Source organism: Ruegeria sp. P10 (assembly GCF_056534925.1).
The window spans coordinates 623,775-650,100 of sequence record NZ_JBQERJ010000001.1; the positions used below are offsets into that span (position 1 = coordinate 623,775).

The following is a 26,326-nucleotide window of genomic DNA, read 5'->3' on the forward strand; positions in this document are numbered from 1 at the left end:
GCCCGCCGTCCGAGGGGCCAGGGCCCCCCGGATTCAGCCCGCGTTAGGCGGTGCCGAATTTCAACAGCTTGATCGCAGCAAAATCGCTGACATCGCCGCCGACGCGTTTGGTCGCATAGAACAGGACATGTGGCTTGGCGCTGAACGGATCGCGCAGCACGCGCAAATCAGGACGCTCGGCAATGGTGTAACCGGCCTGGAAATCACCAAAGGCAATCGAGAAACTGTCGGTTGCCACATCCGGCATGTCCTCGGCGATCAGAACCGGATAGCCCATCAGACGCGCCGGCTCACCTGCGGCCAGACCATCGGACCACAGGAAGCGGCCATCACTGTCCTTCAACTTGCGGATCACACCTGCGGTCTTCGAATTCATCACGAAGGTCCCGTTGACCCGGTATTGCGCGCCCAGCGCATAAACCACATCGACAATCGCATCCGCATCAATACCCGCATCAATACCGGTCGGGACATAACCAAGGCTTCCCCAGGACCAGCCATCATTCGGAACCGCGCGGTGGATCATCAACCCCTTGGGCTTGTCGACGCCATCACCGTTGATGAATGCCGCCGCCTCGGCGCGTGCAAACTTGTCGGCAATACGCCCGGCCAGCCAGCCCTCGACATCGAAGGCGCTGTCATCCAGCAGACGCTGCGACGCTTTGGGCAGCGCGCTCAGCTCGTGCAGCGGGATCGAGATGCGATCGATCGACGGTGTTCCGGTCTCCGCTGTGGCCGAGTTTTCGTCAGCCCAGCCCGCACCTACATCGGTGTGATCGATCAGCACGTCGAACGAATTTGCCTCGACATTCACGACCGATGCAATCGAACGGATCGAGGCGGTCGAGTTCAAAACCGACTTGATCGTCTCGGCAGTCTGCGGATCAACCAGATAGCCACCGTCGCTGTTGACCGCTGCTGACAGGGACTTGCCCTCCATCTCGAGGCCACGCAGCCCGTCATCTTCGCCGGACCGCACATAGGCGTCAAATGCCTTCTGATGCGGGGCTCCGTCTTCGATCGAAGCGGCAAGATGCGGGCGTACCGCGATTGTTGATTTACGATCCACCATGGTCAGTCGCTCTTCTGTCTGTTGCAGTTTTGTATTAACTTCAGCTTTCAGGCCCTTGAATTCATTCACGAAGCCAGCCATCGCCCGCTTCACCTCCTGAACCAGGGGCGCACCCTCTCCGGTCAAGGCCGGGGTTTCGGTCTTGCTCATCAGCATGTCCTGTTCTGAGTGGTTTTGAGGCGCGCTAGGTCCGCGCCAGCTCCTGCCGGGCATCGTTGAATACGTCGGCAATACAGCGCAGGGCTTCCTCGGCGTCAGGTGTCCTTCCCTTCGCCGCCACCCGCGCACTGGGCAGCATCGGGAAGGTCACCAATGACACCTCCCACAGCTCCAGTTCGGTCAGGACCCGCTGGCCCTTGTCATTCTTCACGGCCCGTTTGGTGCGGTAGCCGATCGACAGACCATCCATCGCACCTGCCCGGATCAATTCTGCCGCCTCGCGGCCCTTCTGCGTGCTCTCCAGCAAACGCCCCTTGACCCACAGGCCCTTGTCGTCCTCGCGCACTTCGTCCCACACGCCGATGGGCTGGGCCGGATCATGCTGCCACAGCATCTTGACGCGCTGACCCGCTCTGGCCAGCCTGTCAAGCGAGCCGCGATAGGCGCCACGCTGCACCACGTCACTGCCCTGATCGACCTGCCCAAACAGGCTGGCATAGCCCTCGATTGCCGCGTCATCCGTAACCGACAAACCGTCGCCGAACCGTGCGAATTTATGCTCTAAATCCATGAACTTCTCCATGTAACCCATTGAACTTATGGCGCGACCACCAAGAGGGATTGAAACGCCTGTGCCAGGATCACCGCCGCCACGCCATAGACCGTCAGCCACAGCCGGCGCTCCAGCCGCTCCATCATCTCTTCGATCTGATCCAGACGCCGACACAGATGTGCATGCTGGATCTCGGCCACCCGTTCATGCGCGGCCAGACGCAGACCTGGCGCGCACTCGAACGAGGGATACCCCTCACCCATCTGCACGCTCCGGCAGCCCCAGCAACGCGCGCTTTTCCGCATCCGTCAGAAAATTGGCCCCGTTGACCCGCGCCCATTGCGCGTCGCGTTCTACCGACAGCGCGGGCACCTGATCCAGGTCAGGCTTCAACACCAGTTTCTCGCCGGTAAAGCCCGCCAGCCAGTCCGACACCGCCGCCGCCACCCGCGTCACCAGGGGCAGCACGGTCAGGCGATAAAACGCCCGGTTGGCCTCCTGATAGTTCGAATAGGTCGCGTCACCCTGGATCCCCAGCAGCATTGGCGGGACACCGAAGGCCAGCGCGATCTCGCGGGCGGCGGCTTCCTTGGTCTTTTGAAACTCCATATCGGACGGAGAGAACCCCATCGGCTTCCAATCCAGCCCCCCTTCCAGAACCATCGGACGGCCTGCATTGCGGGCCCCGCGATAGTTCGCCTCGATCTCGTCTGACAGACGCCGGAACTGATCTTCGGCCATCACCCCGTGGCCATCGCCTTTCCACACCAGCGCCCCCGAAGGCCGCGCCGCATTATCCAGCAGCGATTTCGACCAGCGCGACGCGCTGTTATGCACATCAATCGCCATCGCCGCCGCCTGCATTGGCGAGAACCCATAATGATCATCCTGCGGGTGGAACGACTTGATATGGCAGATGTTTTCCGCCGCAAACCGATGCTTCTTGCCACCGACCGCGTAATCATACGCCTTGGGCCACCCATCCGCCCCCGGCACCACGCTCATCCGGTCCGAGCGCAACACATGCAGCTCAACCGGCAGCCCTTCTTCGGCCTGAACCGCCTCGACATAGGCGTTCCCCGACAGCAGCAACTGCCCGAACAGCGCCTCCATCAACTCCGCCCGCCCCTGCGCCGCATTCGGACGGCGCATCAGCGACAGGATCGGATGGGTATCAAACCGCTGCGCCTGATCCTGCAGCACCAAAGGCAGTGCCGCCGCCGCCTCGGCAATCAACTTGACCGAGCGGAACCCCACCGGGTTCCCCGAAAACCCCGTCCGCGTCAGCGACACCGCGTCCCGAGGGCTCCACGCCACGCGCCCGCCGCTCTGCCACGCCACCACAGGCCCCGTCGCGCTCGCCTTCGCCTCTGGCGCTGCCTCAGCCGATCCACGACGCAAGAAATCGAATACCATCTGTGCTCCTTTCTGCCGCCGCTCTGCCCGGCTTGTTGAAAGGAGTTATGACGGAAAGAAGTTTAAACCTCGGGAATGGGGCGTACGGGGGGTGGGCAACGGGTGGATATCTGTCAAGGAAATGCGCAGAACACTAAAGGCATATCCGCCAAGGCTAGTCGTCGTCTCGCATACCTACAAAATAGTGCCTTGTAAAACCTGCGATTATCAATGCTGTAACCAGCGAAGTTCCCATTCTGTGCTTCCCGCTGAAGCCGGGCTGATCAAAGTACCAAAGCGTGCCAAAACACCCAAGAAGCGCCAAAGCAACAAGTAAGAAATAAGTTTTTTTGCAGGACATTTTCAACACCTTAAGATTGCAGGCCCCAAACCCTTTACAACTTGGCGTGTTGGTGTCAATCGAGGACCATACTCGAATTATCCCGCGCTTCCGCCAACGTATGTAAGGATCTGCGTCGTTGACAGTAAATTACGTCAGAATGGTCTCAATCCTATTTTCTCTGTTGCCCTTAGATTGCAACATGGCGCTTGCCAAAGACGCGCGATTATCTCTCGCTCATGAGATTCAAAAGGTGTCCGAGACCCGACAGGTTTCAGGAGGAAACAAGGTTGGCAACCACTGGTTTCCAGAAATACGTGTCAAACAGCAAATCAAGGTGGCAGGTTGCGACGCAACTGTTGAAATCGAAGAAACCAGAAAGCAAGGGACGCGCATATACGGCCTGACGTTTGATTTGGCTCGGACTCAGGTTCCTGACCCCCATAACACTGACAGCGCACTTTGGAGGTTCGTAGAACTAGAGAGTTCCGTCAAATTCGCAGACATGATTTTGTTGTTTACAGATCCCTACACGCCTACTCCGCATGGTAACCCTCACATCCCCATTCCTAATGCACCAGTAAAGTACTACCCGTTTGGCATGGCTGAATTGCAAGATGACGAACGGCCTCGTCGTCTACTGACCCTGCTGCGCAAATATCAAGAAGAATATTGCACTTTTACCGGGTGATCATAGCCACAAGAGAACAAGGCCTTTACAGACTCCGCACCCGAGGCCGCCGATACACCCCCGCAGGCCCCACAACCAACTCATGCAACGCCCAGACCAGAGCATCGACCCGGTCGGGTGAGCCCTGCCCTTCGAACCCCCTCGCGGTCATCTGGCACATCTGCTCCTCCAGCGCGTCCAACCCGGCAACATGCGACACCCGTCCCTGCTCATACAGGGCCGCCACAGGCTCTGCCCGCGCGACCTTGCCACGTGACGCACGCACCGGCCGGAACGGGACCAGAGGGTCCACCTGCCGCACGACCTCTTCCACCAACTGCCCACCCTGATTGACCTCGGCCACCAGCCGCTCGGCCCCGAACTCATCCATCGCGTCAATCGCCGCCTTCGCCCAGCCTGCCGGGCCAACGCCCTGCACCGTCCGGTCAGCCAGCACATAGGCGCGCCACGCCTCGGGCGGGCCTTGCACTTGCGCGCCAACCACCACGATCCCGCAGGCATCCGCGCCTGACCCGGACGTCACCGCCGGGTCCAGCGCCACCACGATGCGATCCAATTCGGGCACTTGTGCGCAGCGCGCCGCCTCAAGCATCGAACCCGTCCACAGCGCGCCGTCCGCATCCGACAGCAACACCCCGTCCAGCTCCTGCCGCCCCAGCCGCGTGCCGGCATAGCGCGCGCGCACTTCCTCCAGAAACGACGCCGCCAGATTGGCTCTGTTCGCCTCGGTCGGTGCATGGGTCTGCACCGTGGAGGGCGACGCCAGCAGATCCTTCAGCACCTTCACATTGCGCGGCGTCGTGGTCACGCAGACCCGGGGCCTCTCGCCCAAACGCAGCGCAAATTGCAGCATGTCCCAGGTATCGCCCGCTTTCTTCCACTTGGCCAGCTCATCCACCCAGGCCGCATCGAACTGCGGCCCGCGCAGCCCTTCGGGATCATGTGCCGAAAACGCCTGAGCCTCGGCCCCGTTGGGCCAGATCAGCTTGCGTTCCGATGTCTTCCACACGGGTCGCCGATCCGGGGGCGAACATTGCAATATCCCGCTGTCGCCAAAGATCATCACATCGCGTACCTGATCGAAGGTCTCACCAACCAAAGCCACCCGACAGGCCTGGCCCTTATCCAATGGCAAAGACCCCTCGACCATCGACCGTACCCACTCGGCCCCGGCGCGCGTCTTGCCCGCACCGCGCCCGCCCATGATCACCCAGGACCGCCAGTCACCCTCGGGTGGCAGCTGATGCGGCATCGCCCAGAATTCGAACAGGAAAGGGAGGGCACACAGCCCTCCCTCCCCGATCTCACTCAGAAATCTGTCCTGCACCGCAACAGGCGCGGAGGCGAGCCAGCCTGCACCCGACTTCAAACCGAGCTCGGTCAAGATCGAGCGCGTACCCTCCTTGGGCAATTCCGGCTTGTCTGTGATGTTGTTCGACAAAGCTTGTCTCCACTTTCTGACAACTTCGGATCAGCCCCTCTAACTGCCCGAGTTGCTTGGCTGAACCAGCAAGATCTGCATCCTCCCCGGCTCCGATCTGTTTGCGCAGTTCTTCCGCCGCTTGCCGCAGATCGCGAATGGACCTCTCAAGCGACTGCAACAATTCAGCCGTCTGGGAAATCCGCTCTTCCGGGGTAATCAAAGTCATGTTTGCCTGTGACCTCATGCGTGAGTTTTCTCCGCACGAGAGAAGCAAAAAAACGGCCACCGGGTCGCCCCGGGGCCGCTGCCCACTTCTTCTAGCATATCACAAGATATAAAGGATTAAGTCCGCAAAGTCAACGCGTTACGCAACGCCGAGGCAACACGCAGCGATCGCTGTTTTGAGTTTTTCTTTACCTCTTACTCTCAGCTCTGGTCTGTCAAATCCTGCGCCAGCATCAGCGCATTCCTATCCGGATCATAAAACGTTGCCGTGCTGACCATCCCCTCAATCGTGTCCGTTTCACCGTCAAATTCCACGCCTGCAAGTTCCAACTTTCCACGCGCCTCCGCGATATCCGCGACTTCGAAGACAGGCACGCAATTCCCCGGAGAGGCTTCGGCCTGTTCGCCCAGTCCCAAAGTGACTCGGTCGACATTGGTTCGCAATTCGCTCCATCCTGCTTCATCAATGTGGTGGATAAGCTCGAATCCCAGCTTGGCGGCGTACCATTCCGCACTGGCATGTCGATCCCGAACGGACATCGCAAGTGTGATGGTGTTCTTCAATGAAACGAGCGACATAAGGCTTTTCCTTTTTGAAAAATATATTTACTATACTTTATGGACATAGATACACTTGTCAAGCTGACGTCGCGGGCTTGGTCCCTGAAAATTCTTGCGCTGCTGCACGCCAAAGTTCCGGGCCGGCAAGCCCCGCTTCTAGCAGCGACCGACGCAAGCCGAACCGCCTTTGCAGCCAGCCTTGCTCATCTTATTGAACTTGGAATGATCGAAAGAAATCCCGGCCATGGGCACCCTCTACGTCCAGAATTTCGACTAACGCCATGCGGGACCGAGGCTGCCACGATCGCCAGCAAGATAATTACCACCGCCCGCTCTGAGGATGAAATCAGACTTCTGCGAAAATCCTGGACTGTGCCAGTTCTGGCGTTGGCAAGCACCCCTCATCGTTTCTCGGCCATCAAATCAGGTCTTTCGGTCATTACAGATCGGGCGTTGTCCTCATCCCTTCACCAGTTGGAAGCACAAAACTGGATCCGACGCGACATTCATACCGCCGAGAGGATGCCATTTCCAACCTATCAGGCCGTGAATACTGGAATGGCGATCAACAGGGCCGTTGGTTTAACACTGTAATACAATGGCAGTCTGGTGCCGCGAACAGTGCCTTATCCGACTCAGAAAACCACCAGAAGGCTTGCCAGCGCTTGACATTCCATGGCGGAACCCTCATGTGCCCCACATCACAGCGCTGATGCGTGAGCCCAAGCGGACCTCGTCCGCCCCACAGCGCCGACTCATCATTCCAGTTCCCCATCACGCAGGGTTCTTGACGCGACGGCCGGATGGCGCAGGATACGCCTGCTCGTCCCGAGGTCTCGCACAACCCCTGCCGGTCGCCAACGCGCGACCCTTCATGACCTGTCCGCGGGCAAACGCTCCGGGCTGCAAAAGGATAGTTATTTGTTCGACTTTGATATGCTGGGCCTTGCCCCGGCACTGAACGAGGCACTCAAACGTGCCAATTTCACTCAACCCACCCCGATCCAGAACCAGGCGATTCCGCTTGCTCTGAATGGTCACGACATTCTGGGACTGGCGCAAACCGGCACCGGAAAGACCTTGGCTTTTGGCCTGCCTCTGATCGATCACCTTCTGGCCCAACCCGGCAAGCCCGACCCGAAAACCGCTAAAGCGCTGATCCTGGCGCCCACCCGGGAACTTGTGAATCAAATCGCCGACAGCCTCCGCACCTTGACGAAAGGCACCAAGCTGCGTGTGGCCACCGTCGTCGGCGGCCAATCGATCAACAAGCAGATAATGTTCCTTTCCCGTGGCACCGATATTCTGGTCGCCACACCGGGCCGCCTGATAGATCTGATGGAGCGGGGCGCGGTAAACCTCGGAGCGGTACGCCATCTGGTGCTGGACGAAGCAGACCAGATGCTTGACCTGGGCTTTATCCATGCACTGCGAAAAATCGCTCCGGCACTGGGCACCCCACGCCAAACCATGTTGTTTTCGGCCACCATGCCGAAGCAGATGGAAGAGCTCAGCCGTGCTTACCTGACCAACCCGCAGCGGGTGCAGGTCTCGCCTCCGGGCAAAGCCGCCGACAAGATTACGCAGTCTCTGCACTTCGTTTCCAAGCCCGGGAAACCAGCCAAGCTGCGTGAAATCCTGTCAAAAGATGTGGACGCTCTGACACTGGTCTTTACCCGCACCAAACATGGCGCGGAACGGCTGATGAAAGGGCTTGTGGCCGATGGCTACAACGCCGCATCCATCCACGGCAACAAAAGCCAGGGTCAGCGCGATCGTGCCATCAAGGCGTTTCGCGCGGGCGAAATCAACATACTGGTCGCCACCGACGTTGCCGCCCGGGGCATCGACATCCCGGGCGTCGCCTACGTGATCAACTTCGACTTGCCCGAGGTGCCTGACAACTACGTCCACCGTATCGGGCGCACCGCCCGCGCAGGGCGCGAGGGCGAAGCCATCGCCTTCTGTTCACCGGAAGAAGTTGATCTGCTGCGCCAGATTCAAAAGCTGATGAAGATCGAGATTCCAGTTGCCAGTGGCGCGATGCCCGAAGCCGTGCAACCTGAAAAACCGGCGCGCCGCCCGAACAACCGTCGCCGGGGGTTCAAACCCAAGCCCGCCAACGGGGAAGGAAAACCCGCAGCAAACAAACGGCGTCGTCCACGCAGCAAACGTCCGGCGGCCTAAGATCGGAACACAAAAAAGCCAACGCCGGTTCAATGACCGGCGTTGGCGCAACACGATGAACGAAACCATTTTTCGTTCAGATCAATTTCCCGAATTCTGCTCTGCCTCAATCTCGCGCCATTTGGCGACATTGCGATTGTGCTCCTGCAAAGTTTCGGCAAATGCATGGCCACCCGTGCCATCGGCAACGAAGAACACGAAATCCGTGTCATCCGGCGCAACAGCAGCTTCAAGGCTGGCCAAGCCCGGATTGGCAATCGGCGTCGGCGGCAAACCGTCTATCTGATAGGTGTTCCACGGCGTTGGTCGGTTCAGCTCGCTGCGGCGCAGCCCGCGCCCCAACGTGCCTTGCCCTTTGGTGACGCCATAGATGACGGTCGGGTCCGTCTGCAACCGCATCCCCTGTTTCAGCCGGTTCACAAAAACACTGGCCACTTGCCCGCGCTCTTCCGGAACTCCGGTTTCCTTTTCGATGATCGACGCAAGGATCAGCATTTCTTCGGGACTTTGCAGCGGTAACCCGTCCTGACGGCTTTCCCAAACGGCGTTGATCCGCAATTGTTGCTTGTCCTGCATCGCCTGCAAAATGTCCTTACGGTCCTGGCCCGCCACAACATCGTAACTGTCAGGCGCCAGCATCCCTTCGGCCGGGATCTCGGTCACCTCACCTGTCAATGCGTCGAACGCCTTCAACGCCTGGACCACCTGCCACGAGGTCACACCTTCGGCCAGCGACACGCGGTAACGGGTGTCCGCCTCGTTGCGTTTCTCGGTATAGGCCTCAGGCACCTCTTCTTCCGACGGATCAAACGACGCGATTTCGACGAAATCCAGGGTCGCTGGGTTCAACTCGCGCACACGGGTCTGAGCACGCGTCACACCGATACGATACTCAATCTCGGATCCACAGGTGCTGGCACCGCTGCTGGTAATTTCGTCGATGATCTGCTCCATCGACGCGCCTTCCCGCACAAGAAAGCTGCCGGCTTTCAACTGCTGCGCCCGATCCGTGTAATCGGCGGCCATCCGAAAGATCGTGGCACTGCGGATCGCGCCCTGCTCTTCCAGTTCCTGACTGACACGTGTCATGTTCGATCCGCTTCTGACCTGAAGACAGATTGCGGTTTCAAGCGGGCCTTCGGCCTTGTACTGGGTCTGACCCCAAAGGATCAGTCCTCCCATCAGAAACAGGCCGACCACCAGAATGGTCAGCGCGTTCGAAGCAATGGCCCGCCACATTTAGTTGACCTTTCCGAAGATCACGCTGGCATTGGTGCCGCCAAACCCGAACGAGTTCGACAGGGCCACGTTGATCTCGCGCTCACGCTTGGCGTTCGGGGCCAGATCAATCGGTGTCTCCACCGCGGGGTTGTCCAGGTTGATCGTCGGAGGTGCGACCTGATCGCGGATCGCCAGAATCGAGAAGATTGCCTCGATCGCCCCCGCTGCACCCAAAAGGTGACCGGTTGCCGATTTGGTCGACGTCATGGTGGCGTTCGCGGCGTGGTCTCCCAGCAGACGTTCGACCGCACCCAGTTCGATCGTATCCGCCATGGTCGAGGTGCCATGGGCGTTGATGTAGTCCAGGTCCTTCGGCTCCAGCCCCGCGCTGCGCAACGCGGCTTTCATCGAACGTTCTGCCCCGTCACCGTCCTCGGACGGTGCCGTGATGTGATATGCGTCGCCCGACATGCCATAGCCCAGCACCTCGGCGTAAATCTTCGCACCGCGGGCCTTCGCGTGTTCATACTCTTCCAGGATGACGATGCCCGCACCTTCGCCCATGACGAATCCGTCGCGGTCAACGTCATAGGGTCGGCTGGCCGCCTTTGGATTATCCGCATATTTGGTCGACAACGCCTTGCATGCGTTGAACCCGGCGATGCCGATCTCGCAGATGCAGCCTTCGCCGCCACCAGCGACCATGACGTCTGCGTCCCCTGCCCGAATGATACGGCTGGCGTCACCGATTGCATGGGCACCGGTGGAACACGCCGTCACGACCGAATGGTTCGGCCCCTTGAAGCCATGCCGGATCGACACCTGACCTGATGCCAGGTTGATCAGAGCACCCGGAATAAAGAACGGTGAAACCCGACGCGGGCCTTTGTCGCGGATCAGATTGGCGGTATTCGCGATCGAACCCAACCCCCCGATGCCAGAACCGATCAGAACACCTGTTCGCAGGCGGTCCTCTTCATCTTCCGGCAACCAGTTCGCATCCTTGCACGCCATTTCAGCGGCTGCGATGGAATACAGGATAAAGTCCTCGATCTTGCGCTGCTCTTTCGGCGGCATCCAGTCATCGGGATTGAAGGTCCCGTTGGTTCCGTCCCCGCGGGGCACCTCACAGGCGTAGGTCGTGGTGACACCACTGCCTTCCGCATCAAAATGCGTGATGGGACCAGCGCCGGACTCTCCGTCCAGCAGCCGCGACCAGGTTTCCTCGACCCCGCTGGCCAAAGGAGTGACCAATCCAAGACCGGTTACAACGACTCTGCGCATGAAGTGCCTCTTGCCTGCTTCCTGTTATGAGAACCGCTCTTACCCCGGCCCGGGGTCCGGGGGCAAGAGCAACGGCGATTTCATGCGGGCTTCCCACCGCCGGGTAACCGAAGCAGTACCGCTTTGGGTTACGGAAATCGGCGCCGCCCTTTCACGATTCCGGTTGAAAGGGCGAAGCGTATTTATTGGAACTGTGCCACCGGCTCATGCGCCGATTTTGCCATTTCCAGAGCATCCGTCAGGTCAAGTGTCTTGCGAAACAATGCACGCCCCACGATCGCACCCGAGATATTGGGAATATACGCCAGCCGCGAGATGTCATCCGCGGTACGTACAACCCCGCTTGCTATCACCGGGGTGCGCGACTGACTGGCGATCCCCGAGATCAAACCAAGTTGAGCTTCAACGTCCTCCATATCGCTGTCGATATCGGTCACCACGATAGCAGCAAACGGCGCCCCCTCGAACGCGTCGATAAACGCTTCGGGCGTGAATACGCTTTGGCTGCGCCAGCCATCCGTCATTACAAAACCTTGCCAGACATCGACCGACAGCACGATTTGATCCGGGTAGAGCGTGGCCAATTCCTTGACCAGCTTCGGCTCGCGCGCTGCCAGCGTCCCTATCACGACGCGACCGACGCCCTTGTCGATCCAGCGCTCGACCTGTTCGCGCGTCCGCATGCCACCTGCCAACTGAACCGGGATTTCGGCCGCGCGGATAATCTCTTCAATCAATTCGACGTTGGTATCTTTTCCCTCTATCGCATCGAAATCAGTCAGGTGCATCCATTCGGCACCCGCTTCGGCCCAGCTTCGCGCCGTTTCAACCGGGTTTACGTGCCAAATCATAGCGTTGTCCAAACGACCTTTGTCCAACGTGACACACCGGCCGTTCTGCAACTCCATAGTGGGGTATATCCTCATGAGCTCGGTCCTCCGCTCAATCGCTCTGAAAATCCCCGGCAGCATACACCTGGAACGCCCTCCCAATATCACCGGGATCGGCACAGTTTGGCCATTTTGCGGCATAGTGTCGAAGTGGCAGATTTACGCGAGCGCAGGTGGCCCGTTGCGCCGAAGCAAATGCACCGGGGTTTCATTATACACCCCTTCCCGCATCAATACATAGCCCAGCTTTTTGGCAAGCTTCTGCGACGAGGCGTTGGACGCATTCACCATCGCAACCAAAGGCCCGGGAATCACCCGGTCAAACCAGTCATGCGCTGCCTTGGCCGCCTCATACCCCAGGCCCTGCCCCTGCGCCTCGGGCGCCAGAACCCAACCCGCCTCGGGAAACCCGTCGAAATCCTCGCCCATCCGGCGGTTTCCGTAAAAGAAACCGGCCTGTCCGATCAGCTTTCGATCCGATTGTTGCAGCACACCCCATTGTCCAAACCCGGCCATGTGCCAATGCCCGGCATTGCGCAAAAAGGAATCCCATGCTTCTCCGCGCGATCGGGGTGAGCCGCCAATATGCTGAACGACGCACGGATCTCTCCAGATCTCGGCGAACCGGTCAAAGTCCTCCGGGCGCATGGCACACAGCGTCAAACGCGCGGTATTTATCATGGGAGTGGATCTTATCATGCCCTGTCCACTTGGAATTTTGCCTCAATGGAAACAGTGCGCATCCAAAAATGACCGCGCAAGCCTGAATTTTGAACAGGCATAAAAAAACGGCGCCTCCGTTGCCCGGAAGCGCCGCATTTGATCAGAGGGAAACGCTTAGGACGCTTCGCTGATGAACTTTACGGCGTCGCCGAAGGTCTGGATGGTCTCGGCAGCGTCATCGGGGATTTCGATGCCGAACTCTTCTTCGAAGGCCATGACCAGTTCAACGGTGTCCAGGCTGTCTGCGCCCAGATCATCGATGAAGGACGCGTTTTCCGCGACTTTATCTTCTTCAACACCCAGGTGCTCAACAACGATCTTCTTAACGCGATCTGCGACGTCGCTCATGTCTATTCCTCATTCCTTTACAGGGCGGTCTGCCCGATTCTGCCCTTGCCCGCACGGGTTGGCTTTGATTTGCCCGTTTCGGGCGGTTTGGGTCCCGGCGAACCGGGAAGTCGAAGGCCGACCTGAACAACCGGCCCCGCATAGATGCGCCGCCTATAGCATAGTCGACGCAAGAGGCAAACGCTTTCGCGCTGCCCCTGTGGCGATCACAACATGGCCATGCCGCCGTTCACATGCAAGGTGCTTCCGGTAACATAACCCGCTTCGGGGCTGGCAAGATACAGTACAGCCGCTGCAATTTCTTCGGGTTCACCCATGCGACCCGCCGGAACCTTGAGCAACAGACCCTTTTTCTGCTCCTCGGTCAGCTTCTCGGTCATTGCCGTGGTGATAAAGCCCGGAGCCACGGCATTCACGGTAATTCCGCGCGTTGCCACTTCGTGAGCCAAAGCCTTGGAAAACCCTATCATCCCGGCTTTTGACGCAGCATAGTTGGCCTGCCCCGGGTTGCCAATCGCGGCAACCACGGACGAGACATTCACGATCCGGCCCCAGCGTGACTTCATCATGCCGCGGATCACACCTTTGCACAGTTTCATCGTCGAGGTCATGTTCACGTCAATAACGCTCTGCCATTCCTCATCGGACATGCGCATGAACAGGTTGTCGCGCGTGATACCCGCATTGTTCACCAGGATATCCACCGATCCCATCACCTCGGCCGCTTGCTTTGGCAACGCTTCGACGGCCTCCGGATCGCTCAGATTGCAAGGCAACACATGCGCGCGTTCGCCCAGTTCGTCTGCCAGAGCCTGCAATGGCTCGACACGTGTACCGGACAATCCGACCGCTGCGCCAGCGCCGTGCAACGCACGTGCAATGTCGCCTCCGATACCGCCCGAAGCACCGGTGATCAGCGCATTCTTACCTGTCAAATCAAACATTCGGTTTTCCTCTTGGTGCGTCGGCCACGACGCTTTTTGAGCTTACGATTCGGCCTGAATGGCCTTTTGAACATCTTCCGGTGTGCCCACTGCCTTGCCTGCAATGGCACGATCGATCTTGCGGATCATGCCGGACAACGCTTTGCCAGCACCGATTTCCCACGTTTCAGTCACGCCCTGCGCGGCCATGAACTGAACGCTTTCCCGCCAGCGAACCGAACCGGTCACCTGTTCCACCAGCAACTGACGTATCAGATCCGGATCACTGACGGCTTCGGCGCGCACATTGGCCACCAAAGGCACGGAAGGCGCCTTTATCTCGACGGCAGCAAGCGCTTCCGCCATGACATCTGCCGCAGGCTGCATCAGCGCACAGTGAAATGGAGCACTTACAGGCAACATAACAGCACGTTTTGCGCCTTTTTCCTTGGCAATCTCGGCGGCACGCTCGACAGCGGCCTTGGAACCGGACACAACGACCTGGGTTGGATCGTTGTCATTGGCAGCCTGACAGACCTGCCCCTGCGCGGCTTCTTCTGCAACGGCGCGCACCGCCTCCAGGTCCACTCCAAGAATGGCCGCCATTGCGCCCTCGCCCACCGGTACGGCACTTTGCATCGCCAGACCGCGGGTGCGCAGCAAGCGCGCGGTATCCGCAACCGACAGAGCCCCCGCTGCCGCAAGGGCCGAGTATTCACCCAAGGAATGACCCGCCACGAAAGCTGCCTGACCAACCGAAACGCCTTCGGCTTCCAGCGCACGCATTGCCGCCATGGATGTCGCCATAAGAGCAGGCTGGGCGTTCTGAGTCAGCGTCAAGTCGGCGATGTCGCCTTCCCAGATCAATCTGCTCAGCTTCTCTCCCAGTGCCTCGTCCACCTCATCGAAGACGGCCTGCGCCGCCGGATAGGCATCGGCCAGTGCTTTGCCCATACCGATGGTCTGGGCGCCCTGCCCCGGAAAAACGAACGCGAGTGTCATTGCAACCTCATGGATGATGTCAGGTTGCGGCGGGGTGTAAACTGACTGAACGTCTGGCACAAGCACTGCCTTTGTTCTGCATTCTGGCACCTTGGCTGTGCACAAGCGCTTACTTGTGCCGACTTCCGATAACCTTAACTTGGGCGCAGCACAGAATCTCGGAGCGTTGCACCCATGGCCTCGACCAATTCCTTCTCAAGCTACGGAAGTGTCGCAAAGACGTTTCACTGGCTCACCGCGTTGCTGATCTTCACGGCCCTGCCGCTCGGCTGGATCGCGGACAACCTGGCCCATGCCGTCTTGCATGCCTCCACAGCCCCAAGCGAGGCCGAAATCGCACGCGCGGCGCGCATGTTCTCATTGCACAAAACCATAGGCGTCACCGTGTTCTTCGTTGCTTTGGCTCGGATAGTGTGGGCCTTCACGCAAACCAAGCCCGGCCTGCTGAATGCCGACAACAAGCCCGAGGCTTTTGCCGCCGAAACCGTCCACTGGCTTCTTTATGGGTCACTGGTGCTTGTGCCACTGACCGGTTGGGTGCACCACGCCGCAACCGAAGGGTTTGCTCCAATCCTCTGGCCCTTCGGCCAAAATCTGCCTTTTGTAGCGAAATCAACCATTGTGGCCGAGGTGACAGGCGTTCTGCATTGGCTGTTCATGTGGACGCTCGTCGGCGCGCTGGCCCTGCATGTTGCCGGAGCGTTGAAGCATCACGTCATAGACAAAGACAGCACGTTGCGCAGGATGTTGCCGGGTGGGTCGGACGCACCGGAGCCTCCACACCAGCATCATTCCCTTGTGCCCGCCGTCGCCGCGGTGGCCGTTTGGGCGCTTGTCCTCACCGGCGGCTGGGTCTCTGGCGAATTTGCGCGTGAGGCCGACGATGATGACGCCGACGTCCAACTGGCCGAGGTGCAATCAGACTGGCAGGTTCAGAACGGCACCCTGTCCATCACGATTTCCCAATTGGGTAGCCCGGTCACCGGCTCGTTTTCCGACTGGACAGCCGCAATTGCTTTTGACGACCCTGCCGAGCCTGGCCCGGCCGGGTCCGTCGAGGTCACGATCGCAATAGGGTCTCTCAGCCTCGGAACCGTAACCGAACAGGCCATGGGTGCGGATTTCTTCAACAACGCCCAGTTTCCGACGGCCCAGTTCACGGCTGACATTTTCAAAACCGAAAGCGGATATGAGGCACGCGGACCACTGACAATCCGCGACAAGACGATCGATATCATACTCCCGTTTTCACTGGACCTTCAGGACGACACCGCGACCATGACGGGCTCGGTTGATCTGAACAGGTTGGATTTCGGCATCGGCGCATCGCAGCCCACCGAAGACTCGCTCGGCTTCATCGTCACCGTCGCTGTGGAACTCGCCGCGTCCCGCAGTCAGTAATGCCAAAAAATACCGCCGGTGACAGGATCACCGGCGGTTTTCGTGTTCGTTGTCTTGCGCTTATTCGGCTTTTTGCGCTTCGACCGAGATCTGCACCTGCACTTCGTCACTTACAAACGGTGCGAACTGGCCCAGATCAAATTCACTACGGACAAGGGTCGTGGTGGCGTTGAAACCGGCCCATGGCTTGTTTGCCATCGGGTGGGTGTCAACCTTGTTCAGTTTGGCGTCCAGAACAACAGATTTGGTCACGCCGTTCATGGTCAGGTCGCCGGTGATATTGGCAGTGTTTTCACCGGTCACTTCGATACCAGTCGAGGTAAAGGTAATCAGATCGCCCTCGGTCGCACCAAAGAAATCTTCGGTCATGAAGTGATCTTCACGCGGCTTCCAGCCGGTGAACATTTCCAGTACCGGCATCGATACGCTCACGCTGGAGGCGGCGGGATTTTCCTGGTCAAACATGATCTCGCCCTCAAAGCCCGAGAACATGCCGGTTGTGGTTGAAAAGCCCAAGTGGTCATAGCTGAAGACAACCTGGCTGTGGCTCGGGTCCAGCACGTATTTCTCGGCGCTGGCGAATGCCGTGGTCGCCGATACGGCCAGTGCAGCAGCAAGAAGGGTGGATTTCATAACAATCTCCGCGTTTTTGTGAATGCAAACCGTCTGGGTTGCTCACAAACAAAATGTGCCGCCTATCGGCGGCACACAACCTTTTTCGAGTCACAACATCTGTTCCTTTTTGAACAGAATAAAGTTCAGCCGAAAATTGTTACGCTCTTGCTCAATTGTCCCTTCAACGCTCGGCTGACATCCGCCGATTCAAGGGGCAGCTTCATCAAAAGGCTTCCATCCACATCGAACAGGTGAACTTCGTTTTCTTCAAAACGCGCACCACCCAGCGATTCATAGCTGCGGCGCAGCACTGTCTGAGGGCGCCCGTCTTCGTTCTTTTGCAGAACACGGACTTCGCGGCGGATCGGATCAAAATAGGCATCCGGGCGCTGATCAAGAACTTCGATCGTCAGCAAACTGACACCGACGATCAGAAACAGCATCGAGGCCACCATCTTGATCGGCCAGACATCTGCACCCACGATCGAACCCGGCATCAGCCACATCGAAAACGCGGAAAAGATCAGGAACGCTCCGACCAACCGCGCCAGGATCAAACGGGCCTTCCAGTTTGGCGCGAAGGCAATCATTACCGGCACCGAATGCTCAAAGCGCGAGCTTGCCGCCTCTTCCCGGTATGTGTTTGTATTTGTCGCGGTCATAACACTTCACCCTTTATCAGGTTACTGTCGAATTTCTGTTTGGTCCGGGTAACGTCCGGTATGCAAAACAACTTTGAGCCGAAAAGCGTCAGCATTTGGGCACCCCAAAGGAAATTGGGCGGCGTCTCAAAGGCATATGTGGCGGGGCTTGCTCCTGCGGTTCAAACGTGTATACGGGGCCATCCTTCGCAATCAAATGAATCGCGCAGCCTCTCGTGGCAGGGTCGCGAAGGACCGGATGGCCCCGCCTATGAAATGCGCCTTGACATAAACAGGAGTGCACATGCCACTGTATGAGCATGTAATGATCGCGCGTCAGGATCTGTCCAACGCGCAGGCGGAAAGCCTCGTCGAACATTTCGGCACCGTACTGGCTGACAACGGCGGCAAGCTTGTCGACAGCGAGTATTGGGGCGTCAAGACGATGGCCTACAAGATCAACAAGAACCGCAAGGGCCACTATGCCTTTATGAAGACCGATGCGCCCTCGGGTGCGGTTCAGGAAATGGAACGCCTGATGCGCCTGCATGATGACGTCATGCGCGTTCTGACCATCAAGGTTGACGGTCACGAAGACGGCCCGTCGGTTCAGATGCAGAAGCGTGACGAACGTGGCGACCGCCGCGAGCGTCGTTGATCACCGCCTGAGGAAAGGACATTAAACCATGGCCGCAAAACCATTTTTCCGCCGCCGCAAGGTCTGCCCGTTCTCGGGTGAGAACGCGCCGAAAATCGACTACAAGGACACCCGTCTGCTACAGCGCTACATCTCTGAGCGCGGCAAGATCGTGCCCTCGCGCATCACCGCCGTTTCGGCGAAAAAGCAGCGTGAACTGGCCCGTGCTATCAAGCGCGCCCGCTTCCTCGCCCTGCTGCCCTACGCCGTGAAGTAAGGAGAGACTGACATGCAAGTTATCCTTCTGGAACGCGTTGCGAAACTGGGTCAGATGGGTGACGTCGTTGACGTCAAGCCCGGCTACGCCCGCAACTTCCTGCTGCCCCAGGGCAAAGCCCTGAGCGCCTCGGACGCCAACATCGCGTCGTTCGAAGCCCAGAAAGCGCAGCTTGAGGCACGCAACCTGGAAACCAAGAAAGAAGCTGAAGCACTGGCTGAAAAGCTGGACGGACAGCAGTTCATCGTGATTCGCTCAGCATCGGATGCTGGCGCTCTGTACGGCTCAGTCACCCCGCGTGACGCCGCAGACGCTGCAACCGAAGCCGGATTCACCGTCGACAAAAAGCAGGTTATCCTGATCAATCCGATCAAGGAACTGGGCCTGCACTCGGTTGCAGTCAAGCTGCACCCCGAAGTCGAAGTTGAAATCAAGATGAACGTGGCGCGTTCGGAAGAAGAAGCCGAACTTCAGGCCTCGGGCAAATCGATCCAGGAACTGGCCGCAGAAGAAGAAGCAGCCGCTGAATTCGAGATCGCTGAACTGTTCGACGACATCGGCTCGGCCGCGTCCGAGGACGAAGAGCTGGCCCCGGAAGCCGCTCCTGCCGAGGAAGACGAAGCCAAAGCCTGATCCGGCAAGGTTTCGAACAAAACAAAGGCCGTGCTTCAGCGCGGCCTTTTTTCTTGTCGCCGAGCCAAACCAGCGAATTTCAGCCCAACTCCGTCCATAATCTTGCAGCTAAATACTCAGACCATATCATTGCCACTCGAAACTCCGGAGAAACCAATGCCCCTGTTCAACCGTCGCAATCTCTTGGCACTCTTACTGACAGCCCCGTTGGTTGCCTGCGGTGCAGGAGAAGTATCCAAGGCGGAGACACAACAATTCAATCCTCCGCTCTATCCGAACGAAACGCCGGAACTTCGCGCGTCGATAAACAAATGGGCCGACCACTACCAGCTTCCGCGAGAGCTTGTTCACAAGCTTGCCATTCGCGAAAGCACACATCGCCCCTGGGCGGTCAACCGACCCTACTATGGGCTGCTGCAAATCCTTCCGGCCACCGCACGATCCATGGGATACACCGGAAACGCCGAAGGCCTTTTGGACGCCGACACCAATCTTGAATTTGCCGGGAAATACCTTCGCGGTGCCTGGCTTCTGTCTGATGGCAACCAGGATCGGGCCATATTTCTTTATGCCAAGGGTTTTTACCCCGAAGCCAAAGCGCGCGGATTGCTGGTGGAAACTGGGTTGAAACCGGCCAAATGACGGTGATTAGCGTCAGAAAACCGCGTGAAATTAGCACTTTTTGCCGAATAGTGACAAAAATGTTCTATTGAGTGTCTCAATAATTGGAATTGCGCAGACAATTAGTACCTCGCCTTGTCATGTTTAGGAAAGTGTGGTGTTCTGACCCGGTGAGGTAAACGGGTTCCACTCTGTGTTATATGCATGCTCGACGACACCATCGGGCTGTAAGATGGGCCGCAGCTAGTAGGCGCCACATGGAAATTGTCGATCTGAGCACTCTGCCGGATTCAGAAGTTCGATACACCGAATTTCTAAGGCAAATCTGTGAGAAGCATGATATGGATCATGCTGCATATGCTGGCATGAACCCGGCAGCCGGTACGGTGGCAGGCTTTGTGACCTATGACGACGCCTGGAACAAGCACTACCAGAACCAGGGTCTGATCATGATCGACCCGACCATCCACATGGCCCGCCGCAGCATCGCGCCGGTGGATTGGAGCCGCCTCGAGCGCAGCCCCGATTTCCAACGTGTATTCCGGGATGCCCATGATTTTGGATTGCCGAACCAAGGCGTTACGATTCCCGTGCGCGGCCCCTATGGGGATATCGGCCTGCTGAGCGCAACGCGCAATTGCAGCAAAGAGGAATGGCGCAAGCTTTATACGCATGTCATCAGTGACTTGCAGTCGATGGCAGTACACATCCATGACAACGTGGTTTCATCAGACGAATTGACCAGCGCGCTGTATCATCCAACGCTCTCCAGACGTGAGACAGAGATATTGCAGTGGGTTGCAGCGGGGAAATCGCAACAGGATATCGGCGATATTCTGTCCATTTCGCACCGAACCGTAGAAGTGCACTTGCGTTCCAGCCGAGAAAAGCTTAGTGCGCTGACCACCCCTCAGGCCGTTGGCCGCGCGATTGCAATTGGGCTTATTACCCCAAGTTAAACAAAAAAATCGCCAAATTTCGCCAAAATACGGGAAACCCCCAATAGAAAATCTCCCCGGGCCCGGTAACTTCTAAATTACCGAACAACCACTCGAAGGGGGAAGAAATGATCATCGTGGTAGATGGCCTGAACAGACATATGTTCAGCGAAGTTCTTGACGAAATGTTCGAGCTGAGAGCACGTGTTTTTGGTGGGCGCCTGGGATGGGACGTCAACATTCAAGACGGAAAAGAAATCGACGAGTTCGATCAACTGGACCCGGCATATGTAATCGGACTCGACGATGAGGGGAATGTCGTCGCAGCCGTGCGTGCCCTCCAGACCACCGGACCACACATGTTGTCGGATGTCTTCTCGGCGATCCTTTGCGGCGAAGCACCTCTTCGCAGCGCAACCATGTGGGAATCCACCCGTTTCTGCGTAGACACCCAACGCCTCACGCGTGGCAAGGAAAAGAACTCAGTCTCCTACGCGACTTGCGAGTTGATGATCGGTTCTTTGGAATATGCGAAAAACGCAGGTATTCAGGACATCATCACTGTGATCGATCCGGTCATGGATCGGGTGCTGAAGCGTTCGAATTGCGCGCCTTATGACTATGTCGGCAAGACGGTTCCAATGGGCAAGGTTCACGCATTGGCTGCTTTGTTGGACTGCACCGAAGAACGTATCGCCGGTCTGCGTGAATTTGCGGACATTCACAATGACGTCTTCATGGACGACGAAGAAGCGCTGGCCCTGTTTGCCGCGAAGAAAGCCGCAGCCAAGAATCCTGCGAATCAGGATCACAAACCACTCACCGATCTAGAGAAGTACTTTGTGGAACAGATGAGCGCGGCAAAAACCGAAGCTGAACGGAAAGATGTCCTCAAGCTGATCGAAGCGCTTACGGATACCTTCACGCCAGAACAAAAAACCGCTCTTTTGGAAACCCCCCGTGCTTTTGCTCATGAGGCCTGACCCCCTCACCTCATAGATACAAAAGCCACCCATGCGGAGCCGTCTGATTGCAGGCGGCTCCGTTTTTTTCTCCCTTCTTCCGATGAAGGGAAGGAAGAGGATTACTCCTCTTCCAGTGCCTCAACGGCTTTCTTAAGGTCGTCTTTGCTGACTTCCTTGTCAGTGACCTGAGCCAGCTCCAAAACGTAGTCCACAACCTTGTCTTCAAAGATCGGCGCACGCAGCTGTTGTTGCATCTGTGCGTTCTGCTGAACGAACTCAAAGAACTGACGTTCCTGACCCGGGTACTGACGTGCCTGGTTCATGATTGCCTGTGTCATCTCAGCGTCGGTGACTTCAACCTCGGCCTTCTGGCCCAGTTCAGCCAGCAACAGGCCCAGGCGCACGCGGCGCTCGGCCAGCTTGGTGTGCTCGTCCGTTGGCTCGATCGGGTCATGATCGTGGCCTTCGACTTCTGGGTTTTCTTCGTGCCACAGTTGATGCGCAATCTGCTTGGCCTCGGCTTCAACCAGCGACGGCGGCAGATCGAACGACACCTTCTCGTCCAGCGCATCCAGCAAAGCGCGCTTGATCACGGCGCGAGATGCACCTGCATATTCAGCTTCCAGGCGCTCTGCGATCTGGCTTTTCAGGGCTTCAAGATCTTCGGCGCCGAATTTTTTGGCCAGTTCGTCGTTCACTTCCGCAGCAACCGGTTCTTTGACTTCCTTGATTGTGCAGGTGAACACGGCGTCTTTTCCGGCCAGATGCTCGGCACCGTACTCTTCAGGGAACGTAACGTTGACGTCCTTTACTTCTTCGGCTTTCACGCCAATCAGTTGATCTTCGAAGCCGGGGATGAAGCTGTTCGAGCCCAGAACCAGCGGGTAATCCTCTGCCGAACCACCTTCGAATTCTTCGCCGTCAACCTTGCCAACGAAATCGAACACGATCTGGTCGCCGTCCTTGGCTTTTGACCCCTTGCGGCGCGCTTTGAAGTCCTGAGCGGTTTCCGCCAGATTGTTTAGCGCCTCTTCGACGGCGGCGTCATCGGCCTTGACGATCAGCTTTTCCAACTCGACCGATTTCAGGTCAACTTCCGGGATCGCTGGTAGCGCCTCGTAGGACATGGCGACTTCCACGTCATCGCCTTCTTTCCAGTCCTCATTGGTCATCTTGACCTCGGGCTGAAGCGCGGGGCGATCACCGCTGTCTTCGAAATGCTTGTTCATGGCGCCGTCGATAGTTTCCTGCATCGCCTCGCCCAACAGGCGCTGGCCAAACTGCTTTTTCAGCAGGGCCATTGGCACCTTGCCTTTGCGGAAACCTTTCATTTCGATTTCCGGCTGCGCCTCGGTCAGCTTTTCATTGACCTTCTCGTCCAGCTCGGCTGCTGACACAACGATGTTGTAGCCACGTTTCAGACCTTCGTTCAGCGTCTCGGTAACCTGCATTATGGTAGTCCCCATAGGATTCGGGGCGCGCAAAAAGGGCGCGCCGGGCAAATTTGAAGCCTTCTATTTGCCCAGCCGCCCACGTGCAAGGGGCAAAGGCTGAATCCAGTGGTATTTGATCGCCAAAACCGCAAAAAAGAACGCCCCGGAAACCGGGGCGTTCGCGCTTGTTCCAGCCGGGCAATCAGAACTTCCAGCGTGCGCCCAGAACCCATGCCTCGTTGTTGTCAAAGGATGTGCCGTCATCGAAATCGTGGTTGCGGTATTTCAGATAGACATCCGTGTTGATCGGTTCGACTTTCTGCACGACCGCGATACCCCAGGCTTTGGTGTCAGAACCGTTGCTCTGGAAATCCGAGCCATCATAATAGTCGATACCGACGCCAGTCTTGCCCCAGGACACCCAGTTGCCTTCGTACGAGATCTTACCGTACCAATAGTTCGGATCCGTGGCACCGGCCTGATCATCGTCGCGCGTACCGCCCGCAATCGTAAAGCCCAGGCCACTGGGAAGCAGGACAGAAGCAGAACCGATCGTATCTTTGCGATCCCCCGAATTGTTATCCCGGTCTCTTACCGAATAGGCAACGGCTGCAGCGAACTCCACACCACCGGCAAAAGTGTTTTCGTAAAACAGACCGACGTCATAATAGTCGTCGTCGTCGCTGCTGGACAAAATGTTCTGACCGTAAGCGAATCCGGCGGAGAACCCATTGAACGACGGCGTATCATACCGCACACGACCACGCCGCGCGCCGTCAAAGTTGCTGGAACTGTCACCCACCGTAATACCGCTCAGCATTCCGGTCGTGTCGCGATAGAAGAACCCTGCATTTTCATCGTTGGTAAACGAATACAGCGCGGTTCCGACATATGACAGATCAACCTCTGCGGCGCCATCGGCGACCATGCTTCCTTGACCTGCCGAAAACTTGCCGTAGCCACCTTTCAACGAGAAGTCCACATGGCGAATGTCTTCGCGATTCCATCCATCTGCGTTGGTTCCGAATTGATCGGCAGACGCCGAACCCGGCAGGCCAAGGCCTGTTTCGAACCAAAACTGGAATTCGTTGCTTCCATATGGCTGCACAAGACGCAGGCCAACACGGCTGTTTGACAGATCGTTGTCGAGAACACGGGTCTCGGTATCCTGTCCGTCATCCACCGAGATCAAGGCGGGGTGCAGCTGTCCATACAACAGTACATATCCGCCACTATTGTTTTCGTACTTCATTTCCGCCACAGCCGGGATGGCGGTCGTCGCAGTCAGAACAGCGGCTATTGATATCGGTTTGATGTTAAGGGTCATTTCACTCACCATGAAAGGTTCGGGTTTCAGGTACTGTCCAATTGTTTACGAAATGCGAGCGTTCCAGTGGCCCGCATTCACTCCCTCGCAAGCATTGCAAATTCGCAACATGGCATATCGAAAAATTGGTTATTTTTCATTTTATTTCATACGGTTACGAATCCATTCGAAGATCCAAAGCACAGTGTGCAAATAAATTGTGACGTCCAGCTATGCATCTGGCAAACATTCGGTCTGCATTGATGCGAACTTTGACGGCGGATTTCCGCCGACTCGCCGTGAATTGAGCCGTTCCACGCCCAACAAACTCAAATATTCAACTTTCTGAAAACCTCCGGCACCTGTTCCGGCAAATCTTCCGCGATCAAACCCGGCCCGAACTGGCGCGCACATTCCACATGCAGCCACGCCGCAGTTTCCGCCGACCGCATTGGTGGCAAACCTCGCGCCAACAAACCTGCGATGAACCCTGCCAGCACATCACCGGACCCGGCCGTCGCCAACCATGGGGCCGCTCTTTCGTATACGGCCAAGTTGACCACGCACCGGCCATCCGGCACAGCGATCACCGTGTCCGGGCCCTTGAACAGAACTACGCAACCAGCCCGTTTTGCAGCAGCACGCGTTGCGTCCACCTTGGAAAACGCCGGGCCTTTGGCCGGTTGCGCGTTCATCTGCGCGGCAATGTCCGGGAATACCCGTGCAAATTCCCCGCCATGCGGTGTCAGTACGCATTTGTCGTGCAATCGCGCGATCAGGGCGCCGGGATCCTCGGCAAAAGCTGACAAAGCATCCGCATCCAACACGGTCGCCCGCCGCGCAGCCAAGGCCATCGGCACCAGTGCCCGCGCCCGCTCGAATCCCAGCGCAGGCCCCAGGCAGAGCGCATTCAGGCGCGTATCCTCAAGTATTTCAGACAATCCATCAGCCCCATCAACCCGCTGCAACATGAGGGCCGTGATCTGGCTGGCAACCTCCATCTGCGCAGACGGCGGCACACCCAGCGTCACCAACCCCGCTCCAACCCGCAAAGCCCCCCGCGCCGCCAAACGCGCGGCCCCTGTTTTGCCCGCCCCCCCGGACAGGATCAAAGCATGACCGTGTGAGTATTTGTGGCCAACCGAACCTTTCGAAAGCTTCACCCCGTCAGCCTCAGTCGTGTGAACGATCTGACCGTCTTCCAGTGGTTCAAGCCCGATCGACTTGGTTCGGACCGTCCCGCAGGTCACCGGACCATCGCCCAGAACATGCCCAAGCTTTTTACTGTGAAACGTCACCGTCATGTCTGCAACTATCGCCTGACCAAGAATGCGACCACTGTCGGCGCACAAGCCGCTTGGCGCGTCAATTGAAACGACCTTTACGCCTCGATCTCGCAGCAGGTCTCTGACCGGCGCATTGGCCAACATGGAAAACGCCCCTGCAAATGGCCGGGTGAGACCCGTGCCAAAAGCCCCGTCGACAACCAGATCAATGCTCTTTGGAAACCCAAGAAAATCGTCCGCCAACGGGGCGGAGTCGACAGCGAAGACGCGAACCTCGTTCTTTGCCCGCCATCTCTCATAATTCACCCGCGCATCCGGTGGCAGCTTTTGCGGGTCTCCATACAGGAACACCTCAACCGCCCACCCCTGCTTCTGCAAAAGCCGCGCCACGACAAACCCGTCACCCCCATTGTTGCCCGGTCCGCACAGCACCACTGCGCGCAGCGGATCCTCTTCATCTGGCCCTAAATATCCCGGGGAGCGCGGGGGGCTGGCCCCTCGCCTGTCCAACATGGGCCGTCCTTCGAAAATCGCGTCAACCACACCCTGGCCGGCCCGCTCCATCAGTTCCAGACC

Annotated in this window: 28 protein-coding genes; 10 read left to right on the top strand and 18 right to left on the bottom strand. The window is 57.9% G+C overall.

Going from position 1 to position 26,326, the window contains the following annotated elements:
- Window positions 1-43: 43 nt before the first annotated feature.
- Genes ACR0FB_RS03140 through ACR0FB_RS03155 form a run of 4 tightly spaced genes read right to left on the bottom strand, consistent with a single transcriptional unit; the run spans window position 44 to window position 3,200 of the window.
- On the bottom strand, window positions 44-1,222 hold the full coding sequence (locus ACR0FB_RS03140; RefSeq protein WP_480619676.1) for a phage major capsid protein: 1,179 nt from the start codon (window positions 1,220-1,222) through the stop codon (window positions 44-46).
- Between the two features lie 34 nt (window positions 1,223-1,256).
- Entirely contained in the window at window positions 1,257-1,802 is a 546-nt protein-coding gene (locus tag ACR0FB_RS03145) for an HK97 family phage prohead protease (RefSeq protein WP_209832759.1), read from the bottom strand.
- Window positions 1,803-1,828: 26 nt separating this feature from the next.
- Window positions 1,829-2,047, bottom strand: coding sequence for a GTA head formation protein, RCAP_rcc01685 family (locus ACR0FB_RS03150; protein WP_152458319.1), 219 nt, complete (start codon window positions 2,045-2,047; stop codon window positions 1,829-1,831).
- The gene (locus ACR0FB_RS03155) at window positions 2,040-3,200 is read right to left on the bottom strand and encodes a phage portal protein (RefSeq protein ID WP_480619677.1); all 1,161 of its coding nucleotides are present in this window, start codon (window positions 3,198-3,200) and stop codon (window positions 2,040-2,042) included. Before ACR0FB_RS03155 ends, ACR0FB_RS03150 begins: the two co-directional genes overlap by 8 nt.
- Before the next feature lie 521 nt (window positions 3,201-3,721).
- Between ACR0FB_RS03155 and ACR0FB_RS03160 the strand changes: the two genes are divergently transcribed.
- The gene (locus ACR0FB_RS03160) at window positions 3,722-4,210 is read left to right on the top strand and encodes a hypothetical protein (RefSeq protein ID WP_480619679.1); all 489 of its coding nucleotides are present in this window, start codon (window positions 3,722-3,724) and stop codon (window positions 4,208-4,210) included.
- 25 nt (window positions 4,211-4,235) lie between these two features.
- On the opposite strand, the gene ACR0FB_RS03165 is transcribed toward ACR0FB_RS03160, so the two are convergent.
- Both ACR0FB_RS03165 and ACR0FB_RS03170 read right to left on the bottom strand, forming a co-directional pair.
- The gene (locus ACR0FB_RS03165) at window positions 4,236-5,579 is read right to left on the bottom strand and encodes a DNA-packaging protein (protein ID WP_480620007.1); all 1,344 of its coding nucleotides are present in this window, start codon (window positions 5,577-5,579) and stop codon (window positions 4,236-4,238) included.
- 480 nt (window positions 5,580-6,059) lie between these two features.
- A complete protein-coding gene (locus tag ACR0FB_RS03170) occupies window positions 6,060-6,437 on the bottom strand; it encodes a VOC family protein (RefSeq protein ID WP_480619681.1) in 378 nt (125 codons plus the stop codon).
- A gap of 204 nt (window positions 6,438-6,641) precedes the next feature.
- Between ACR0FB_RS03170 and ACR0FB_RS03175 the strand changes: the two genes are divergently transcribed.
- Together ACR0FB_RS03175 and ACR0FB_RS03180 are read left to right on the top strand one after the other, a co-directional pair.
- Window positions 6,642-7,013, top strand: coding sequence for a winged helix-turn-helix transcriptional regulator (locus ACR0FB_RS03175; RefSeq protein WP_348539713.1), 372 nt, complete (start codon window positions 6,642-6,644; stop codon window positions 7,011-7,013).
- A 327-nt stretch (window positions 7,014-7,340) separates the two neighbouring features.
- Window positions 7,341-8,606, top strand: a complete 1,266-nt coding sequence (locus ACR0FB_RS03180; RefSeq protein ID WP_209832756.1) for a DEAD/DEAH box helicase — start codon at window positions 7,341-7,343, stop codon at window positions 8,604-8,606.
- Window positions 8,607-8,687: 81 nt separating this feature from the next.
- Here ACR0FB_RS03180 and mltG read toward each other — a convergent pair whose 3' ends face one another.
- The 7 genes from mltG to fabD form a co-directional block, all read right to left on the bottom strand.
- On the bottom strand, window positions 8,688-9,845 hold the full coding sequence (gene mltG / locus ACR0FB_RS03185) for an endolytic transglycosylase MltG (RefSeq protein WP_480619683.1): 1,158 nt from the start codon (window positions 9,843-9,845) through the stop codon (window positions 8,688-8,690).
- Window positions 9,846-11,111 carry a beta-ketoacyl-ACP synthase II gene (gene fabF / locus ACR0FB_RS03190; RefSeq protein WP_171631648.1) on the bottom strand — a complete coding sequence of 422 codons (1,266 nt, stop codon included), beginning with the start codon at window positions 11,109-11,111 and terminating at the stop codon, window positions 9,846-9,848.
- A gap of 182 nt (window positions 11,112-11,293) precedes the next feature.
- On the bottom strand, window positions 11,294-12,037 hold the full coding sequence (locus ACR0FB_RS03195) for a 1-(5-phosphoribosyl)-5-[(5-phosphoribosylamino)methylideneamino]imidazole-4-carboxamide isomerase (RefSeq protein ID WP_171631644.1): 744 nt from the start codon (window positions 12,035-12,037) through the stop codon (window positions 11,294-11,296).
- Window positions 12,038-12,160: 123 nt separating this feature from the next.
- Window positions 12,161-12,700 carry a GNAT family N-acetyltransferase gene (locus ACR0FB_RS03200; RefSeq protein ID WP_171631641.1) on the bottom strand — a complete coding sequence of 180 codons (540 nt, stop codon included), beginning with the start codon at window positions 12,698-12,700 and terminating at the stop codon, window positions 12,161-12,163.
- 138 nt (window positions 12,701-12,838) lie between these two features.
- Window positions 12,839-13,072 (bottom strand): acyl carrier protein, encoded by a 234-nt coding sequence (locus ACR0FB_RS03205; RefSeq protein WP_008756330.1) that lies wholly within the window; start codon window positions 13,070-13,072, stop codon window positions 12,839-12,841.
- A gap of 206 nt (window positions 13,073-13,278) precedes the next feature.
- The gene (gene fabG / locus ACR0FB_RS03210) at window positions 13,279-14,016 is read right to left on the bottom strand and encodes a 3-oxoacyl-[acyl-carrier-protein] reductase (RefSeq protein ID WP_480619685.1); all 738 of its coding nucleotides are present in this window, start codon (window positions 14,014-14,016) and stop codon (window positions 13,279-13,281) included.
- A gap of 42 nt (window positions 14,017-14,058) precedes the next feature.
- Window positions 14,059-14,997: an ACP S-malonyltransferase gene (gene fabD / locus ACR0FB_RS03215; RefSeq protein WP_480619686.1), complete on the bottom strand. Its 939-nt coding sequence runs from the start codon at window positions 14,995-14,997 to the stop codon at window positions 14,059-14,061.
- A 174-nt stretch (window positions 14,998-15,171) separates the two neighbouring features.
- On the opposite strand from fabD, the gene ACR0FB_RS03220 reads away from it, so the two are divergent.
- Window positions 15,172-16,398 (top strand): cytochrome b/b6 domain-containing protein, encoded by a 1,227-nt coding sequence (locus tag ACR0FB_RS03220; protein WP_480619688.1) that lies wholly within the window; start codon window positions 15,172-15,174, stop codon window positions 16,396-16,398.
- A gap of 60 nt (window positions 16,399-16,458) precedes the next feature.
- On the opposite strand, the gene ACR0FB_RS03225 is transcribed toward ACR0FB_RS03220, so the two are convergent.
- The gene (locus ACR0FB_RS03225) at window positions 16,459-17,031 is read right to left on the bottom strand and encodes a YceI family protein (RefSeq protein WP_170343919.1); all 573 of its coding nucleotides are present in this window, start codon (window positions 17,029-17,031) and stop codon (window positions 16,459-16,461) included.
- A gap of 125 nt (window positions 17,032-17,156) precedes the next feature.
- On the bottom strand, window positions 17,157-17,675 hold the full coding sequence (locus ACR0FB_RS03230) for a hypothetical protein (RefSeq protein WP_117868609.1): 519 nt from the start codon (window positions 17,673-17,675) through the stop codon (window positions 17,157-17,159).
- A gap of 283 nt (window positions 17,676-17,958) precedes the next feature.
- Here ACR0FB_RS03230 and rpsF point away from each other — a divergent pair, with 283 nt between their 5' ends.
- The 6 genes from rpsF (at window position 17,959) to ACR0FB_RS03260 (ending at window position 21,743) form a co-directional block, all read left to right on the top strand.
- A complete protein-coding gene (rpsF, locus tag ACR0FB_RS03235) occupies window positions 17,959-18,312 on the top strand; it encodes a 30S ribosomal protein S6 (protein ID WP_170343918.1) in 354 nt (117 codons plus the stop codon).
- Window positions 18,313-18,340: 28 nt separating this feature from the next.
- Window positions 18,341-18,568, top strand: coding sequence for a 30S ribosomal protein S18 (gene rpsR / locus ACR0FB_RS03240; RefSeq protein WP_005608650.1), 228 nt, complete (start codon window positions 18,341-18,343; stop codon window positions 18,566-18,568).
- Window positions 18,569-18,580: 12 nt separating this feature from the next.
- On the top strand, window positions 18,581-19,201 hold the full coding sequence (gene rplI, locus ACR0FB_RS03245; RefSeq protein WP_170343917.1) for a 50S ribosomal protein L9: 621 nt from the start codon (window positions 18,581-18,583) through the stop codon (window positions 19,199-19,201).
- A 156-nt stretch (window positions 19,202-19,357) separates the two neighbouring features.
- The gene (locus ACR0FB_RS03250; RefSeq protein WP_170343916.1) at window positions 19,358-19,843 is read left to right on the top strand and encodes a lytic transglycosylase domain-containing protein; all 486 of its coding nucleotides are present in this window, start codon (window positions 19,358-19,360) and stop codon (window positions 19,841-19,843) included.
- Window positions 19,844-20,079: 236 nt separating this feature from the next.
- Window positions 20,080-20,781 (top strand): autoinducer binding domain-containing protein, encoded by a 702-nt coding sequence (locus ACR0FB_RS03255; protein WP_171631615.1) that lies wholly within the window; start codon window positions 20,080-20,082, stop codon window positions 20,779-20,781.
- Window positions 20,782-20,888: 107 nt separating this feature from the next.
- Window positions 20,889-21,743: an acyl-homoserine-lactone synthase gene (locus ACR0FB_RS03260; RefSeq protein WP_171631612.1), complete on the top strand. Its 855-nt coding sequence runs from the start codon at window positions 20,889-20,891 to the stop codon at window positions 21,741-21,743.
- Window positions 21,744-21,844: 101 nt separating this feature from the next.
- On the opposite strand, the gene tig is transcribed toward ACR0FB_RS03260, so the two are convergent.
- From tig to ACR0FB_RS03275, 3 genes are all read right to left on the bottom strand, one after another.
- Window positions 21,845-23,176, bottom strand: a complete 1,332-nt coding sequence (gene tig, locus ACR0FB_RS03265; protein WP_171631608.1) for a trigger factor — start codon at window positions 23,174-23,176, stop codon at window positions 21,845-21,847.
- A 184-nt stretch (window positions 23,177-23,360) separates the two neighbouring features.
- Window positions 23,361-24,485: a porin gene (locus tag ACR0FB_RS03270; protein ID WP_171631603.1), complete on the bottom strand. Its 1,125-nt coding sequence runs from the start codon at window positions 24,483-24,485 to the stop codon at window positions 23,361-23,363.
- A gap of 308 nt (window positions 24,486-24,793) precedes the next feature.
- Window positions 24,794-26,326 (bottom strand): NAD(P)H-hydrate dehydratase (locus ACR0FB_RS03275; RefSeq protein WP_480894150.1); only part of this gene is annotated, 1,533 nt, incomplete at its 5' end.